At 72.8% G+C, this 15,598-nt stretch carries 13 protein-coding genes; 8 read left to right on the plus strand and 5 right to left on the minus strand.

Annotation, left to right across the window (positions count from 1 at the left end; genetic code table 11):
* Positions 1 to 17 precede the first annotated feature (17 nt).
* The gene (locus tag QMQ26_RS21760) at positions 18 to 1,034 is read right to left on the minus strand and encodes a GlxA family transcriptional regulator (RefSeq protein ID WP_404813932.1); all 1,017 of its coding nucleotides are present in this window, start codon (positions 1,032 to 1,034) and stop codon (positions 18 to 20) included.
* Positions 1,035 to 1,245: 211 nt separating this feature from the next.
* On the opposite strand from QMQ26_RS21760, the gene QMQ26_RS21765 reads away from it, so the two are divergent.
* Together QMQ26_RS21765 and QMQ26_RS21770 are read left to right on the plus strand one after the other, a co-directional pair.
* Positions 1,246 to 2,178 carry an NADP-dependent oxidoreductase gene (locus QMQ26_RS21765; protein ID WP_282206584.1) on the plus strand — a complete coding sequence of 311 codons (933 nt, stop codon included), beginning with the start codon at positions 1,246 to 1,248 and terminating at the stop codon, positions 2,176 to 2,178.
* A 244-nt stretch (positions 2,179 to 2,422) separates the two neighbouring features.
* Positions 2,423 to 2,692 carry a hypothetical protein gene (locus QMQ26_RS21770; RefSeq protein ID WP_282202415.1) on the plus strand — a complete coding sequence of 90 codons (270 nt, stop codon included), beginning with the start codon at positions 2,423 to 2,425 and terminating at the stop codon, positions 2,690 to 2,692.
* A gap of 36 nt (positions 2,693 to 2,728) precedes the next feature.
* On the opposite strand, the gene trhA is transcribed toward QMQ26_RS21770, so the two are convergent.
* Complete coding sequence (gene trhA, locus QMQ26_RS21775; RefSeq protein ID WP_282202416.1) at positions 2,729 to 3,397, minus strand: PAQR family membrane homeostasis protein TrhA; 669 nt, start codon at positions 3,395 to 3,397, stop codon at positions 2,729 to 2,731.
* A gap of 264 nt (positions 3,398 to 3,661) precedes the next feature.
* Between trhA and QMQ26_RS21780 the strand changes: the two genes are divergently transcribed.
* The gene (locus QMQ26_RS21780; RefSeq protein WP_282202417.1) at positions 3,662 to 5,491 is read left to right on the plus strand and encodes a phosphoenolpyruvate carboxykinase (GTP); all 1,830 of its coding nucleotides are present in this window, start codon (positions 3,662 to 3,664) and stop codon (positions 5,489 to 5,491) included.
* Between the two features lie 98 nt (positions 5,492 to 5,589).
* On the opposite strand, the gene QMQ26_RS21785 is transcribed toward QMQ26_RS21780, so the two are convergent.
* Positions 5,590 to 6,804 (minus strand): pyridoxal phosphate-dependent aminotransferase, encoded by a 1,215-nt coding sequence (locus QMQ26_RS21785; RefSeq protein ID WP_100836557.1) that lies wholly within the window; start codon positions 6,802 to 6,804, stop codon positions 5,590 to 5,592.
* A 130-nt stretch (positions 6,805 to 6,934) separates the two neighbouring features.
* Between QMQ26_RS21785 and QMQ26_RS21790 the strand changes: the two genes are divergently transcribed.
* Positions 6,935 to 7,600: a prepilin peptidase gene (locus tag QMQ26_RS21790; protein ID WP_159073081.1), complete on the plus strand. Its 666-nt coding sequence runs from the start codon at positions 6,935 to 6,937 to the stop codon at positions 7,598 to 7,600.
* A gap of 130 nt (positions 7,601 to 7,730) precedes the next feature.
* On the opposite strand, the gene QMQ26_RS21795 is transcribed toward QMQ26_RS21790, so the two are convergent.
* On the minus strand, positions 7,731 to 9,317 hold the full coding sequence (locus QMQ26_RS21795) for a chitinase (protein WP_282202418.1): 1,587 nt from the start codon (positions 9,315 to 9,317) through the stop codon (positions 7,731 to 7,733).
* Positions 9,318 to 9,651: 334 nt separating this feature from the next.
* On the opposite strand from QMQ26_RS21795, the gene QMQ26_RS21800 reads away from it, so the two are divergent.
* From QMQ26_RS21800 to QMQ26_RS21815, 4 genes are all read left to right on the plus strand, one after another.
* Positions 9,652 to 10,446, plus strand: a complete 795-nt coding sequence (locus QMQ26_RS21800) for an isoprenyl transferase (RefSeq protein WP_282202419.1) — start codon at positions 9,652 to 9,654, stop codon at positions 10,444 to 10,446.
* A gap of 191 nt (positions 10,447 to 10,637) precedes the next feature.
* Positions 10,638 to 11,969, plus strand: a complete 1,332-nt coding sequence (locus tag QMQ26_RS21805; RefSeq protein ID WP_282202420.1) for a PhoH family protein — start codon at positions 10,638 to 10,640, stop codon at positions 11,967 to 11,969.
* Positions 11,970 to 12,378: 409 nt separating this feature from the next.
* Positions 12,379 to 13,053 (plus strand): aggregation-promoting factor C-terminal-like domain-containing protein, encoded by a 675-nt coding sequence (locus QMQ26_RS21810; RefSeq protein ID WP_100836552.1) that lies wholly within the window; start codon positions 12,379 to 12,381, stop codon positions 13,051 to 13,053.
* Positions 13,054 to 13,474: 421 nt separating this feature from the next.
* Entirely contained in the window at positions 13,475 to 14,947 is a 1,473-nt protein-coding gene (locus QMQ26_RS21815) for an AI-2E family transporter (protein WP_282202421.1), read from the plus strand.
* A 115-nt stretch (positions 14,948 to 15,062) separates the two neighbouring features.
* Here the strand turns inward: QMQ26_RS21815 and QMQ26_RS21820 are convergent, their stop codons facing one another.
* Positions 15,063 to 15,596 (minus strand): alkyl hydroperoxide reductase, encoded by a 534-nt coding sequence (locus tag QMQ26_RS21820; protein WP_282202422.1) that lies wholly within the window; start codon positions 15,594 to 15,596, stop codon positions 15,063 to 15,065.
* Between the last annotated feature and the right edge of the window lie 2 nt (positions 15,597 to 15,598).

Raw genomic sequence — 15,598 nt, forward strand, 5'->3', positions numbered from 1 at the left:
CGGCGGGCACCGGCTTGCTAGGGAGTGGCCCCGGCGAAGGTGCGCCGGTAGGCGAGGGGGGAGACGCCGATCGCGCTGTGCAGGTGCTGGCGCAGCGAGACGGGGTTGGCGAAGCCGACCCGGGTGGCGATCTGGTCGATGGTCAGGTCGCTGGCTTCGAGGAGGTGGCGGGCCAGCGCGATGCGCTGCTGGGTGAGCCAGCGGCCGGGGCTCTGGCCGGTCTCCTCCTGGAAGCGGCGGGCGAAGGTGCGGCTGCTCATGCTGGCGTGGGCGGCGAGTTCGGCCAGGGTGAGGGGACGGTGCAGTCGGGCGAGGGCCCACGCGCGGGTGGGGGCGGTCCCGGTGCTGCCGGCGGTGGGGACGGGGTGCTCGATGTACTGGGCCTGGCCGCCGTCGCGCCAGGGCGGGACGACGCAGATCCGGGCGGCCCGGTTGGCGGCGGCGGTGCCGTGGTCGTTGCGCAGGACGTGCAGGAAGAGGTCGACGCCGGACGCGGCGCCCGCCGAGGTGAGGACGTCGCCGTCGTCGACGAACAGCACGTCCGGATCGAGCCGGACCCGCGGGAAGAGGGCGCGGAACCGGTCGGCCAGGGCCCAGTGGGTGGTGGCGGGGCGGCCGTCGAGCAGCCCGGCGGCGGCGAGCACGAAGGCGCCGGTGCAGATGGAGATCAGCCGGGTGCCGGGCCGGACCAGGGCGAGCGCGGCGGCGGTGGCGGGGTCGAGCGCGGCGCTCTCGGGGACGGGCCCGTACGGCGGGACGACGACGGTGTCGGCGGTGGCGAGGATCTCGGGGCCGTGGTCGGGCGCGACCGCGAAGTCCGCGTTCGTGCGGACCGGGCGGCCGTCGACGGTGCAGGTGGACAGCCGGTAGAGACCGTCGGTGCTGCCGAACACCCGCTGCGGGATTCCGAGTTCGAAGGGGTACACGCCGTCGAGGGCGAGCACGGCGACCCGGTGCGGGGCGGGCGCGGACGCGGCCGGGGCTCCGGACAGGGCTCCGGACAGGGCTTCGGACGGCGGCGGGGCGGTGGCCAAGGCGTACCTCCTGGCGGGCTGGCGTGATCCCATCGGACGGTGACCATCCTGCCACTCCCGGCCGGGCCGCGCGCCCGCCAGGCTGGAGGGCATGACGACGAACCAGACCCACCGGACCGACCCGACCCACCGGACCGACCCGACCCACCAGGCCGACCCGACCCACCAGGCACAGCAGGCGCACGAGACACCGCAGGACGGCGGTGGCACGATGCGCGCGGTCAGCCAGGACGTCCTCGGCGGCCCCGAGGTGCTGCGCGTGGTGGAGCTGCCGCGCCCGCGGCCCGGGACGAGCGAGGTGCTGGTCCGGGTGCGGGCGGCCGGGCTGAACCCGACCGACTGGAAGCACCGGGCGAGCGGCCTCTTCCTCGGCCGACCGCCGTTCGTCCTCGGCTGGGACGTGGCGGGCACGGTGGAGGCGGTCGGCCTCGGCGTCACGCTGTTCGCGCCGGGCGACGAGGTGTTCGGCATGCTGCCGTACCCGCACGGCGCCGGCTCGCACGCCGAGTACGTGACCGGCCCGGCCCGGTCGTTCGTCCGCCGGCCCGCCTCGGTGGACGCGGTGCAGGCGGGGGCGCTGCCGCTGGCCGCGCTGACGGCCTGGCAGGCGCTGGTCGACACCGCGCAGGTCCGGGCCGGGGACCGGGTGCTGGTGCACGCCGCGGCCGGCGGGGTCGGGCACCTGGCGGTGCAGATCGCCAAGGCCCACGGCGCGTACGTGATCGGGACGGCCAGCGCGGGCAAGCACGACTTCCTGCGCCGGATCGGGGTGGACGAGCCGGTCGACTACCGGGAGACCGACTTCGCCGAGGCGGTGCGCGACGTCGACGTCGTGCTGGACACCATCGGCGGCGACTACCAGCTGCGCTCGCTGCGCACGCTGCGCCGGGGCGGGCTGCTGGTGTCGATCCTGCCGTTCCCGGCCGAGGGCCTGGCCGCGGCGGCGGAGCGGCTCGGGGTGCGGACCGCGATGCTGCTGGTGGAGGCCGACCACGCGGGCATGGCGGGCGTCGCGGACCTCGCCGAGCGCGGCCTGCTGCGGGCCGAGATCGCCGGGACGTTCCCGCTGGCGGAGGCGGCGAAGGCGCACGAGGTGGGCGACGGCGGGCGGGTCACCGGGAAGCTGGTGCTGCTGGCCGACTGAGCCGCCGGCGCGCTCCCGCCCGCCGGTCCGCCGACCTGCGGGCCCGCCGATCTGCACCCCCGCCGGCCGGGCCGCGCTGGCCGGGCCGCGCCGACCGGAACGCCTCCCTGCGCGATTCCCCCCTCTGGAATTGACGCGTTGTTGATCCCCCGTTCGCCCCCGCAGCGTGCCGAACGTGTCACCGTAGGTGGGGAGTTCTCTGACGACCTGTCAGAAGACCTGTCGGCCGGCGGGAGGTTTGCCGATGGAGTACGGTGCGGCGCGGTTCTGGAGCGGCGTGGTCGGTGTGCTGGCCGCGCTGGCCGTCATCGCCGGGTACCTGATCGGCGGGGCCCGCCTGGTCTGGGGCGTCTCCGCGATCGAGGTGCTGGCGGTGATGGCCTGGGTCGCGCACCGCTTCCGCGGTCGGGCCCACCGGCGCACGGCGGGCGAAGGGCCCGGCGCGGCGCACTGCGAGCGCTGCCGCCGGGCCCGGGAGCGGCTGGAGGGCAGGGCCCAGCCGGTGCGGTACTGAGGTACTGAGCTGCCGGAGTACCGCGGGGAGCGGGGGTCAGGAGGTGAGGGTGTACGCCACCAGCGAGACCCCCACGTACTGCACGATGAACGCGCCCAGGGTGAGGGCGTGGAACACCTCGTGGAAGCCGAACCAGCGCGGTGACGGGTTCGGCCGCTTGAGGCCGTAGACCACGCCGCCGACCGTGTAGAGCACGCCGCCGACGACGATCAGGGTCAGCACGGCCGCGCCGCCCCTGTGCAGGAAGTCCGGCAGGAAGAACACCGCCGCCCAGCCGAGGGCCACGTAGCACGGGGTGTACAGCCAGCGGGGCGCGCCGACCCAGAACACCCGGAACGCGATCCCGGCCAGCGCCCCGCCCCACACCAGCCACAGCAGCACCTGCTGTCGCGCGCCGTCCAGCAGCAGCATGGTGAACGGGGTGTACGTCCCGGCGATGATCAGGAAGATGTTGGCGTGGTCGAGCCGGCGCAGCACCGCCTCGCCGCGCGGCCCCCAGGTGAAGCGGTGGTAGAGCGCGCTCACCCCGAACAGCATCCAGGCGCTCACCGAGTAGACGACGCAGGCGACCCGCGCCGCCGTCGAGTCGGCCAGGCAGATCAACACGATTCCGGCGGCCAGGGCGGCCGGGAACATTCCGGCGTGCAGCCAGCCACGCCACTTGGGCTTCAAGAGCTCCAGCGCTTCCGCGGTCATGGACAGCATCTTACGGAACCGTAGGTTACTGGCGCGTAGTGAAGTGGCGATCCTCACTCTTGTACGTTATGGAGCATTGGGGCCGAGTGATCAAGGTCTCCCCGGGGCATTCGAGGAGCAGTTCCGGGCCCCCGAATCAGACAGTCCGTAGTAAAAATCTCGTCAATGACGCCAATTGGACGAAGAAGAGGGCTCGACCCGGAGCTACCGTGTAACCACCCTCAACCCCCGCGAAGCCGTCTCCTGGCCGAGATGGTGTGAAACGGAGCGATCGTGCCGCCTCAGACCTCTGCACTCGCCGAGTCCGCGCCCACCCGCCACCAGCGCCTGGTGGACTGGGTGAACGAGATTGCCGACCTCACCCAGCCGGACCGCGTCGTCTGGTGCGACGGCTCGGAGGAGGAGTACCACCGCCTCGCCGAGCAGCTCGTCGCCCAGGGCACCTTCACCAGGCTCGACCGGGCCAAGCGCCCCAACTCCTACTACGCGGCCTCCGACCCGTCCGACGTCGCCCGCGTCGAGGACCGCACCTTCATCTGCTCCGAGCGCGAGCAGGACGCCGGCCCGACCAACCACTGGAAGGCCCCCGCCGAGATGCGGAGCGTCTTCCAGGGCGAGGACGGCCTGTTCCGCGGCGCGATGCGCGGCCGCACCATGTACGTGGTGCCCTTCTCGATGGGCCCGGTCGGCTCCCCGCTGGCCGCGTACGGCGTCGAGATCACCGACTCCGCGTACGTCGCCGTCTCGATGCGCGTGATGACCCGGATGGGACAGGCCGTGCTCGACCAGCTCGGCGAGGACGGCGAGTTCGTCAAGGCCGTGCACACCGTCGGCGCCCCGCTGGCCGAGGGCCAGGACGACGTGCCGTGGCCGTGCAACAGCACCAAGTACATCTCGCACTTCCCGGAGACCCGGGAGATCTGGTCCTACGGCTCCGGCTACGGCGGCAACGCGCTGCTCGGCAAGAAGTGCTACGCGCTGCGGATCGCCTCCACCATGGCCCGCGACGAGGGCTGGCTGGCCGAGCACATGCTGATCCTCAAGCTCACCCCGCCCTCCGGCGAGGTCAAGTACGTCGCCGCCGCGTTCCCGTCCGCCTGCGGCAAGACCAACCTCGCCATGCTCCAGCCGACCGTCCCGGGCTGGAAGGTCGAGACCATCGGCGACGACATCGCCTGGATGCGGTTCGGCGCCGACGGCCGGCTCCACGCGATCAACCCGGAGGCCGGCTTCTTCGGCGTCGCCCCCGGCACCGGCGAGGACACCAACGCCAACGCGATCAAGACCCTCTGGGGCAACACCGTCTTCACCAACGTCGCCCTCACCGACGACGGCGACGTGTGGTGGGAGGGCCTCACCGAGGAGCCGCCCGCGCACCTCACCGACTGGCGCGGCAACGACTGGACGCCCGCGTCCGGCACCCCCGCCGCCCATCCCAACGCGCGGTTCGCCGTCCCCGCCGCGCAGTGCCCGACCATCGCCCCGGAGTGGGAGGACCAGGCCGGCGTGCCGATCTCGGCGATCCTGTTCGGCGGACGCCGGGCCACCGCCGTCCCGCTGGTCACCGAGTCCTTCGACTGGCAGCACGGCGTCTTCCTCGGCGCCAACATCGCCTCCGAGAAGACCGCCGCCGCCGAGGGCACCGTCGGCGAGCTGCGCCGCGACCCGTTCGCCATGCTGCCGTTCTGCGGCTACAACATGGGCGACTACTTCGCGCACTGGCTCAAGGTCGGCGCGGACGCCGACCCGGAGAAGCTGCCGAAGATCTACTACGTCAACTGGTTCCGGAAGAACGCCGACGGCCAGTTCGTCTGGCCCGGCTACGGCGAGAACAGCCGCGTCCTGAAGTGGATCGTCGAGCGCCTGGAGGGCACCGCGGCGGGCGTCGAGACGCCGATCGGCGTGCTGCCCGAGGTGGACGGCTTCGACCTGGACGGGCTGGACCTCTCCGACGCCGACCGCGAGCTGCTGTTCACGGTCGACCGGGAGATCTGGAAGCAGGAGGCCGCGCTGGTCCCGGCCCACCTGGAGCTGTTCGGCGCGCACACGCCGAGCGCGCTGTGGGACGAGTACCGGGCGCTGGTCAAGCGGCTCGGCGACTGACCTCCGGTCGCGGCCCGACGCACCGCGGGGTCCGCCCGGCGAGGAGACCCTCCTCGCCGGGCGGACCCCGCCACCGTCGGCCCGGCTCCGCCCCCGCGCTACGGCTGGGCGTAGCCGGACAGGAAGTCGCCGATCCGGGTGACCGCGTCGGTGATCTCCTCCGGGCGGGGGAGGGTGACCAGCCGGAAGTGGTCGGGCTCGGGCCAGTTGAAGCCGGTGCCCTGGACGATCAGTATCCGCTGGGCGCGCAGCAGGTCCAGGACCATCTGCGCGTCGTCCTTGATCTTGTAGACCTGCGGGTCGAGCCGCGGGAAGGCGTACAGCGCGCCCTTCGGCTTGACGCAGGAGACGCCCGGGATCTCGTTCAGCAGCCGGTACGCGGCGTCCCGGGAGGCGAGCAGCCGGCCGCCGGGCAGGATCAGGTCGCGGATCGACTGCCGACCGCCGAGCGCGGCGGCGACCGCGTGCTGGGCGGGCATGTTGGCGCACAGCCGCATCGAGGCGAGCACGTTGAGGCCCTCGATGTAGGAGCGGGCCCGGTGCCGGTCGCCGGAGAGCACCATCCAGCCGGAGCGGAACCCCGCGACCCGGTAGGACTTGGACATGCCGTTGAAGGTGACGCAGAACAGGTCGGGCGCCAGGGTGGCCAGCGGGGTGTGCTCGACGCCGTCGTAGAGGATCTTGTCGTAGATCTCGTCCGCGTAGATCACCAGCCGGTGTCGCCGGGCGAGTTCGGCGATGCCCTCCAGCAGCTCGCGCGGGTACACCGCGCCGGTGGGGTTGTTGGGGTTGATCACCACGATCGCCCGGGTGCGGTCGGTGATCTTCGCGGCGATGTCGGCCAGGTCCGGGTACCACTCGGCCTGCTCGTCGCAGCGGTAGTGCACGGCGGTGCCGCCGGCCAGCGAGACCGAGGCCGTCCAGAGCGGGTAGTCGGGCGCCGGGACGAGCACCTCGTCGCCGTCGTCGAGCAGGGCGGTCATGGCGAGCTGGATCAGCTCGGAGACGCCGTTGCCCAGGTAGACGTCCTCGACGGTGAGACCGTGCAGGCCGCGCTCCTCGTAGTGCATCACCACGGCCCGCCGGGCCGACAGCAGGCCCTTCGAATCGCCGTACCCGTGGGCCGAGTTGAGGTTGCGGAGGATGTCCTGGAGGATCTCGGGCGGCGCCTCGAAACCGAACGCGGCCGGGTTGCCGGTGTTGAGCTTCAGGATGCGGTGGCCCTGCTCCTCCAGCCGCATCGCCTCGTCGAGGACCGGACCGCGGATGTCGTAGCAGACATTGGCGAGCTTGCTGGACTGGATGACCTGCATACCCGCCTACTTTACGGGCGGCCCGCGCCGATCACCGCGTGGTGTTCGCCACCTGGACACGGACGGGCGAACGCCCCGGGCGGTAGGGTCGCGGCGGACCGTCAGGGGAGGGCCGTCAGGGGAGGGCCGGATGTTCGGGGCAGTGCTCGGGGCCGTGCTGGGACTGCTCGCGGGGCCGCCGCTGCGGGTCGCGGTGGCGCGCTACGCGGTGCCGCCCGGCGAGCCGTGGCGCAGCTGCCGGCCCACCCCGCTCGGCCGCTGCCTCCGGCACGGCGAACGGATCGGCCCGCCGCCGCTGTCCGTCGAGGCCGCCGCCGCGGCGCTCGGCGCGGCCCTGGGCGCCTGGGCGCCCGGGCGCTGGCTGCCGGTGCTGGTGTGGCTGGCCCTGTTCGGCACCGTGCTGGGCTTCGTGGACGCCGCGGTGAAGCGGCTGCCGGACGCGCTGACCCTGCCGCTGTTCCTCGGCACCGCCGCGCTCGTCCCGCTCGCCGACCACCGCCCGGCGGTGTGGCTGCGCTGCGCGCTGGCGGCGGGCGTCCTCGGGCTGCTGTTCCTGCTGCTGGCGCTGCTCGCCCCGATGGGCCTGGGCGACGCCAAGCTGGCCCCGTCACTGGGCGCGGTCCTGGGCCTGGCCGGCTGGCGGACGGTCTACGGGGGCCTGTTCGCCATGTGGGCGGTCGCCGCGCTGTGGGCGGTGGCCCTGCTGGCGCTGCGCCGGGCGGGCCGGCGCAGCGAGCTGGCGTTCGGCCCGGCGATGCTGCTGGGCACGCTGGCGGCGGTGCTGGCGGCGCCCTGATCCGTGGGCGCACCGGCCTGCGAGGGGCGCGGGCCATGGGCGGGGCCCGCCGTACCCCAGCGGTACGGCGGGCCCCTGTGCGTGCACCTACCCCACCCTCGAGGAGCGGCGCACCGGCTCTCTGTCCTGCTTACTGCATGCCGTGCGCGAAGGCGCCGACGTTGGTGGAGAAGTCGTTGCCGTTGGCGGCGTCCCAGTTGGTCGACCAGGTCATCGCGCCGCGGATGGTCGGCCACTTGGCCGGCGGGACGAAGCTGCCGCAGTGGTTGCCGGTGGCCAGGCAGTCCAGCGCGTTGTTCACCACGGTGGAGTTGACGTAGCCGCCGCCCGCCGCCTTGGTGGAGGCGGGGACGCCGATGCCGACCTGGTCCGGACGCAGGCCGCCCTGGATGTGGGTGCAGACCTGGGCGGTGATGAAGTCGATGGTGCCCTGGGTGTACACCTTGCCGTCGCAGCCGTTCATGCCGCCCGAGTTGTAGAACTGGGTGTTGACGACGGTCAGGATGTCCTTGGTGTTCAGCGCGAGCTGGAAGTACGCGCCGGCGGTGGAGTACATGCCGATGGTCTCGGGCGCCATGGTCAGGATGAAGCCGGAGCCGACCTTGGACTGCAGGGTGTGCAGCGCCTGCGCCATGTAGGTCGGGTCGACGCCGTTCTCCAGGTCGACGTCGATGCCGTCGAAGCCGTACTGCTGGATCAGGGCGTACGCCGAGTTGGCGAAGTTGGTCGCCGCGGTGGAGTTGCCCACCGAGATGGCGCCGTTCTGGCCGCCGATGGAGAGGACGACCTTCTTGCCGGCCGCGTGCTTGGCGGCGATGTCGGCCTTGAAGTCGGCGTCGGAGTAGCCGCCGAGCTTGGTGGCCAGCGCCGGGTCCAGGGTGAAGGAGATCGCGCCCTGGGTGGTGGTCGCGTCGGCGAAGGAGACCGCGATGATGTCGTACGCGGACTGCACGTCGCGCAGCCGCTGCACGGTCGCGCCGTTGTCGAAGTTCTGCCAGTAGCCGGTCAGCGCGTGCTTGGGCAGGCCGGTGACCGGCGGCGGGGTGCTCGCCGAGGCCGACGGGCTGGGCGAGGAGCTCTTGGTGGGCGAGGCCGACGCGGACGGCGAGGCGCTCTTGGTCGGCGAGGCCGACGGGGAGGGCGAGGCGCTCTTGGTGGGCGAGGCCGACGGGGTCGGGGAGGCGGTGCCGCCCGGGCCGATCAGCTGGATGTCGTCCGCGTAGTACGTGGGCTGGCCGTACCAGCCGTGGACGTACAGCGTGACGCTGGTGGTGTTGGCGCCGGTGGTGAAGGTGGTGTTCAGCTGGTTCCAGGCGCTCTGCGCCGACCAGGTGGACGGGTCGGTGCCGCCGGTGCCGCGGGCGCCCAGGTAGACGTACTGGCCCTGGACCCAACCGTTCAGCGTGTAGGCGGTGTTGGGGAGCACCGAGACGGTCTGGGTGCACTCCGCGGTGTCGCCGGCGCCGGGGGTGGCGGACAGCGCGCCGGTGCCCGAGTGCACGGGGGTGGAGACCGCGGCGGTGGTGCCGGTGCACGACCAGCCGGCGAGGCCGGAGTCGAAGCCGCCGTTGGTGACCAGGTTGCCGACCGCGGCGCTCGCGCCGCCGGCCGACAGGGCGAGACCGGTGCCGGCCAGGGCCAGCGCGGTCGCGGTGGCGAGCACCGCCGGGATCTTGTTGCGGCGCCGGTGGGACGGCTGCTGCAGGGTACGGGCCATGACAGGCTCCAGTGCGGGGAGTGGGGGTACGGGTGTGGGGAGGCACGCCGGAATGTCGGGGAGAGCCGCCGCGGTGGGGGTCGCGGCGGCTCCGCCTGTGGGGGAGGGTCCGCTGTGGTGCTGACCACACGCTGGACTAGACCAATGGCAAGCGTCAAGACCCGGAATCCGGTTTAGGGGCGGTTTAAGGATTCGGAGACCGTTCCGTAGCCGTCCCCGTGCGCGCACTGTGACAAGACCGGTACCTGCGGTTTTGCCGCGCGCAAACCCGGGCGGAGTAGGCTGCCGCAGGGATTTCGCACCCGGAGCAATCAGCACGGAGGGGCCGTTCACGATGGGTCTGCGCGATGTGGTGGAACGCACGCCGGGGCTGCGCACCCTGCTGGACCGGGCCTACCGGCTGTACGGCCGCCGGGTCGAGGTGCACCTGGCGAACACCCCGCACCACATCGGCGTGATCCTGGACGGCAACCGGCGCTGGGCCAAGGCCACCGGCGGCAGCACCGCCTACGGGCACCGGCGCGGCGCCGACAAGATCAGCGAGTTCCTGGGCTGGTGCGCGGAGACCGACGTCCGGGTGGTCACCCTGTGGATGCTCTCCACCGACAACCTGGCCCGCCCCGCCGAGGAGCTCGTCCCGCTGCTCGGCATCATCGAGGACGCGGTGCGCGGCCTGGTCGAGGCCGGCCGCTGGAAGGTCCACCCGGTCGGCGCGCTCGACCTGCTGCCCGCGCGCACCGCCGAGGTGCTCAAGCGGGCCGCCCAGGAGACCGCGCACATCGACGGGCTGACCGTGAACGTGGCGATCGGCTACGGCGGCCGCCAGGAGATCGCCGACGCCGTCCGCTCGCTGCTCCAGGAGCACGCCGGGCGCGGCACCTCGATCGAGGAGCTGGCCGAGGTCCTCGACGTCGAGCACATCGCCGAGCACCTCTACACCAAGGGCCAGCCCGACCCGGACCTGGTGATCCGCACCTCCGGCGAGCAGCGGCTGTCCGGCTTCCTGCTCTGGCAGTCCGCGCACAGCGAGTTCTACTTCTGCGAGGCGTACTGGCCGGCCTTCCGGAAGGTCGACTTCCTCCGGGCGCTGCGCGACTACCAGCTGCGCAACCGGCGGATGGGGCGCTGACCCCGGGTCAGGCTCCACTACCCGTGGGACGGGTGGGAAAACGTTCACCCGGTGTGATCCCGCCATTCGCGCGGGCGCGAATGCGGGGCCGCTCGCCTGGGAATACACCCTTCAGACCGTCCTCCCGGCCAGCGGGGCCGCGGGGGCCGGTGGGCCGCGGGTGACGTCGGGTCACCCGCTCTGGAGGGCTAGTGGTCAGTTCCAAGAGCCGCCGGACACCTGACCGGCGCACGTACGTCCTCGACACCAGCGTGCTCCTGGCGGACCCGATGGCGATGACGCGCTTCGAGGAGCACGAGGTGGTCCTCCCGGTCGTCGTCGTCACCGAGCTGGAGGCCAAACGGCACCACCCGGAGCTGGGCTACTTCGCCCGCCAGGCACTGCGGATGCTGGACGACTACCGGGTGCGGCACGGCCGGCTGGACGAGCCGATCCCGGTCGGCGAGCTCGGCGGCACCATCCGGGTCGAACTGAACCACTCCGACACCTCGATCCTCCCGGCCGGCTACCGGGTCGGCGGCGGCGAGGCGGACACCCGCATCCTCGCGGTCGCCCGCAACCTGCAGGCCGAGGGCTACGACGTCACCGTCGTCTCCAAGGACCTGCCGCTGCGGATCAAGGCCAGCTCGGTCGGCCTGCTGGCCGAGGAGTACCGGGCCGAGCTGGCGATCACCTCCGGCTGGACGGGCATGACCGAGCTGCACGTCCCCGCCGACCAGGTGGACCGACTGTTCGCCGGCCAGGAGCACGCCCTGGAGGTGGAGGGCGCCGAGCAGCTCCCGGTCCACACCGGCCTGGTGCTGCACTCCGAGCGCGGCCGGGCGCTGGGCCGGGTGGCCCCCGACGGCCGGGTGCAGCTGGTGCGCGGCGACCGCGAGGCGTTCGGCCTGCGCGGCCGCAGCGCCGAGCAGCGGATCGCCCTCGACCTGCTGCTCGACCCGGAGATCGGCATCATCTCGATGGGCGGCCGGGCCGGCACCGGCAAGTCCGCGCTCGCCCTGTGCGCCGGGCTCGAAGCCGTCCTGGAGCGCCGCCAGCACCGCAAGGTGATGGTCTTCCGCCCGCTGTACGCGGTCGGCGGCCAGGAGCTCGGCTACCTGCCCGGCAGCGAGGCCGAGAAGATGGGCCCCTGGGCGCAGGCGGTCTTCGACACCCTCTCCGCCGTCACCACGCCCGACGTGATCGAGGAGGTCATCTCCCGCGGCATGCTGGAGGTGCTGCCGCTCACCCACATCCGCGGGCGCTCGCTGCACGACGCCTTCGTGATCGTGGACGAGGCGCAGTCGCTGGAGCGGAACGTGCTGCTCACGGTGCTCTCCCGGATCGGCCAGAACTCCCGGGTGGTGCTCACCCACGACGTCGCCCAGCGGGACAACCTGCGGGTCGGCCGGTACGACGGGGTGGTCGCCGTGGTGGAGAAGCTGAAGGGGCACCCGCTGTTCGCCCACATCACGCTCACGCGGTCCGAGCGCTCGCCGATCGCCGCCCTGGTGACCGAGATGCTGGAGGACATCCAGCCCTAGGCCATACCGGGACACAACGGGACGAAGGGGCCTGGCGCATAGCGTCAGGCCCCTTCGCTGTCAGTCGAACTGACGTCCCCTCGGCGTCCGTTCCGCCAAAGCCGCAGGTCGAAAAGTTTGTGAGATCCGCCACGGCCAAGGGAATTGCGTAGACACGCTCGCGTGCGGCATGGTGTGGGTTCTGTCAGGCCCCGCGTACGGCAACCGCACGCCCGGCGACCCTGGTCGGCGGGTGGACAACTGAACAACCGCAAGGCCGTACGCCGCTCGATCCAACCGCCGCTCCGGGCCCGCCCGGGGGACGGCCGAGCCCGTGCCTCCCGTGACCAGCGTTCGACGGAGGCCAGTGCCAGGGGGCAGATAACGCGCCCCTACGGTCACAGGACGGGCGACGCCGGAAGGAAACCATGTGACTCGGATCTCGGTCCGGGGAGTCGCTGTCGCCTCCGCCACCGCGGTGACCGCCGTCGGTGCCGTCGTGGGTGCGGCCTCTGGCAGCGAGGGCAAGGCCGTCCAGACGGTCGACGTCGCGAGCGCCACCCTGCTCGCCGACGCGCCCACCGGTGCGCAGGCCCAGAACGTCAGCGACGGGATCGGCCGGCAGGCCGACGCCCAGCAGGTGTCCGCCGACACCGCCGCCCGCAAGGCCGCCGCCGAGGCCGCCCGGCAGAAGGCCGCGGCCGACGCCCAGGCCAAGGCCGACGCGGACAAGGCCGCCAAGGAGGCCGAGGCCAAGCGGGCCAAGGAAGAGGCCAACCGGGCCGCCGCCCGCAGCGTGCTCGCCACCGTCAGCCCCGGCTCGGTCCAGGACATGGCGCTGCAGATCGTCGGCGACCCCACCCAGTTCCAGTGCTTCAGCCAGATCGTGAAGCGCGAGAGCGGCTGGAACTACACCGCGACCAACGCCTCCTCCGGTGCCTACGGCCTGGTCCAGGCGCTGCCGGGCTCCAAGATGGCCTCGGCCGGCGCGGACTGGCGGACCAACCCCGAGACCCAGATCAAGTGGGGCCTCAACTACATGAACAGCCGCTACGGCAGCCCCTGCGGCGCCTGGTCGTTCTGGCAGGCCCACAACTGGTACTGAGCCACCCCCGATTCGGACCCGCACGCGACACCAGGGCCCCGGCTCCCGCGAGGGAGCCGGGGCCCCGCGCGTGCTGCCACCGGACGACCGGCACGCAACGGCCGCCGACGGCGCGGGCCGCCCCGCCCGGGCGACGCTGACCAGTGCGCCGCGGGCGGCGACGGCTCGGTGCGGACGCGGGGGAGCGGAGCGGGTCCTGGTTTCCTCCGCTCCCGGCCGGTCCGCCGGCAGAAGGTCCGTCTGCTCACCCCCTTCCCCCTCCGCGCCGGGTGAAACATCCGCAAAGCCGATGATTTGCCCGTTTTTAGCGGTAGTTGACCGGGCCACCCCCGAGACCCGGCCCGCCCGCGCCGGGTAGCGTTCCTCACCGACGGCCGTGCGACCCGCGGCCGACAGGAACCGACGCGGGGGAGACCGGGCAGTGACGGAAGAAGAGCCGGGCGGCGGCCGCTGGCGCGGCATCGCCAAGATCGGAGCGGTCGCGGCCGGGCTGTTCGCCGCCGCCGAACGCCGCCGCCGCGCGGCCATCTCCGCCGAGGCGCACGTCCTCGCCACCGAACAGGCCGTCGAACTGGCCGCCGAACGCGCCGCCCTGCGCAGCGCCGAGCGGACGGCCCGCCAGCTCGCCGCGGCCCACGGCGCACCGGCCGACCCCGGCGCGCCCGTCCCACCGGAAGGAGCGGCCGTGCGGACCGACGACACCGTCCCCGCCCCGCGCCCCGCGCAGCCCGCCGACTCCCCGGTCGCCGAACTCCCGGCCGCCGAACTCCCGGCCGGCGCCGCCCCGCTCGGGCGGCCCGCCAACCCGGTGGACGCGGTGCCCTGGTCGCTGCGGGTCGCCGCCGAGTCCACCTGGCGGCTGCTGCTGCTCGGCGTCGCCCTCTACGTGGTGCTCCGGGTGGTCGACACCCTCAAGCTGGTCGCCTTCGCCGCGATCGCCGCCCTGCTCATCTCCGCGCTGCTCGAACCCACCGTCTCCTGGCTGCGCCGGCGCGGGGTGCCCCGCTCGGTGGCCGCCGCGATCACCTTCCTGGCCGGCCTGGCCAGCATCGGCCTGGTCGGCTGGTTCGTGTTCTGGCAGGTCTCCAGCAACCTCGACCCCGTCACCGTCCAGGTCCAGAACGGCGTCCGGCAGCTGCGCGACTGGCTGCTGACCGGCCCGTTCCACCTCACCCCCGACCAGCTCGACAACGTCACCAACCAGATCACCACCGCCATCGGCAAGAACTCCGAGCAGCTCACCTCGGCCGGCTTCACCGGCGTCACCATCGCCGTCGAACTGCTCACCGGCGTGGTGCTCACCGCCTTCACCACCTTCTTCCTGCTCTACGACGGCGCCCGGATCTGGAGCTGGGTGCTGCGCGGACTGCCCCGGCACTCCCGCTACGCGCTGGCCGGCGCCGGGCCCAAGGCGTGGGCCACCCTGACCGCGTACGTCCGCGGCACCGTCACCGTGGCCTTCATCGACGCGCTCTGCATCGGCATCGGGCTCTTCATGCTCGGCGTGCCGATGGCCATCCCGCTCGCGGTGATCATCTTCCTGGGCGCGTTCGTGCCGCTGGTCGGCGCGCTGGTCACCGGCACCATCGCGGTGCTGATCGCGGTGGTCACGGTCGGGCCGGCCAAGGCGCTGATCGCGCTGGCCATCCTGATCGGCGTCCAGCAGTTGGAGGGCCACATCCTCCAGCCGCTCATCCTCGGCCGCGCGGTCCGGGTCCACCCGCTGGCCGTGGTGCTCGGCGTCGCCACCGGCTCCATCCTCGGCGGCATCCCCGGCGCGATCGTCGCCGTCCCGCTGATCGCCGTGACCAACACCGTCACCGGGCACCTGCGCCGGCGCAACGCGGCCGGGCAGGAGGTCTTCCAGGCCATCGAGGCCGCCAAGAAGCAGTGAGGCCCGCCGGGCTCGGGCGGGCGCCGCACGCGGAAAGGTCCGCCCGGCGCACGCGGAAAGGTCCGCCCGGGGAGAGAACCCTCTCCCCGGGCGGACCTTCCGGTGTGCGGCGGACCTACTGCGGCAGCTGCGCCTCGGCGTCCAGCACCGCGGCGACGGCCTGGACGGTGGCGGCGATCTTGATCGCGGCCTGGATCACCTCGCGGTCGACCCCGGCCTTGCGCAGCACGCCCTCGTGCGAGTCGAGGCACTGGCCGCAGCCGTTGATCGCCGAGACGGCGAAGGACCACAGCTCGAAGTCGACCTTGTCGACGCCCGGGTTGCCGATGATGTTCATCCGCAGACCGGCCCGCATCGTCCCGTACTCCTTGTCGGAGAGCAGGTGCAGCGTCCGGTAGTAGACGTTGTTCATCGCCATGATCGCGGCCGCGCCCTTGGCGGCCTCGTACGCCTCGGGCTTCAGGTTGGCCCGGGCCTCCGGCTCCAGCTCGCGCAGCACGCTCGCCGAGCGGGTGGCCATCGCGCAGGCCAGCACGGTGCCCCAGAGCTGCTGCCCGGGCAGGTCGGAGTTGCCGATCACCGAGCCGAGGTTGAGCTTGAGGTCCTTGGCGTAGTCCGGCAGGGCGGCCTTCAGTTCGTCGAGCGCCATCG

Source organism: Kitasatospora fiedleri, assembly GCF_948472415.1.
Taxonomy (GTDB): Bacteria; Actinomycetota; Actinomycetes; order Streptomycetales; family Streptomycetaceae; genus Kitasatospora; species Kitasatospora fiedleri.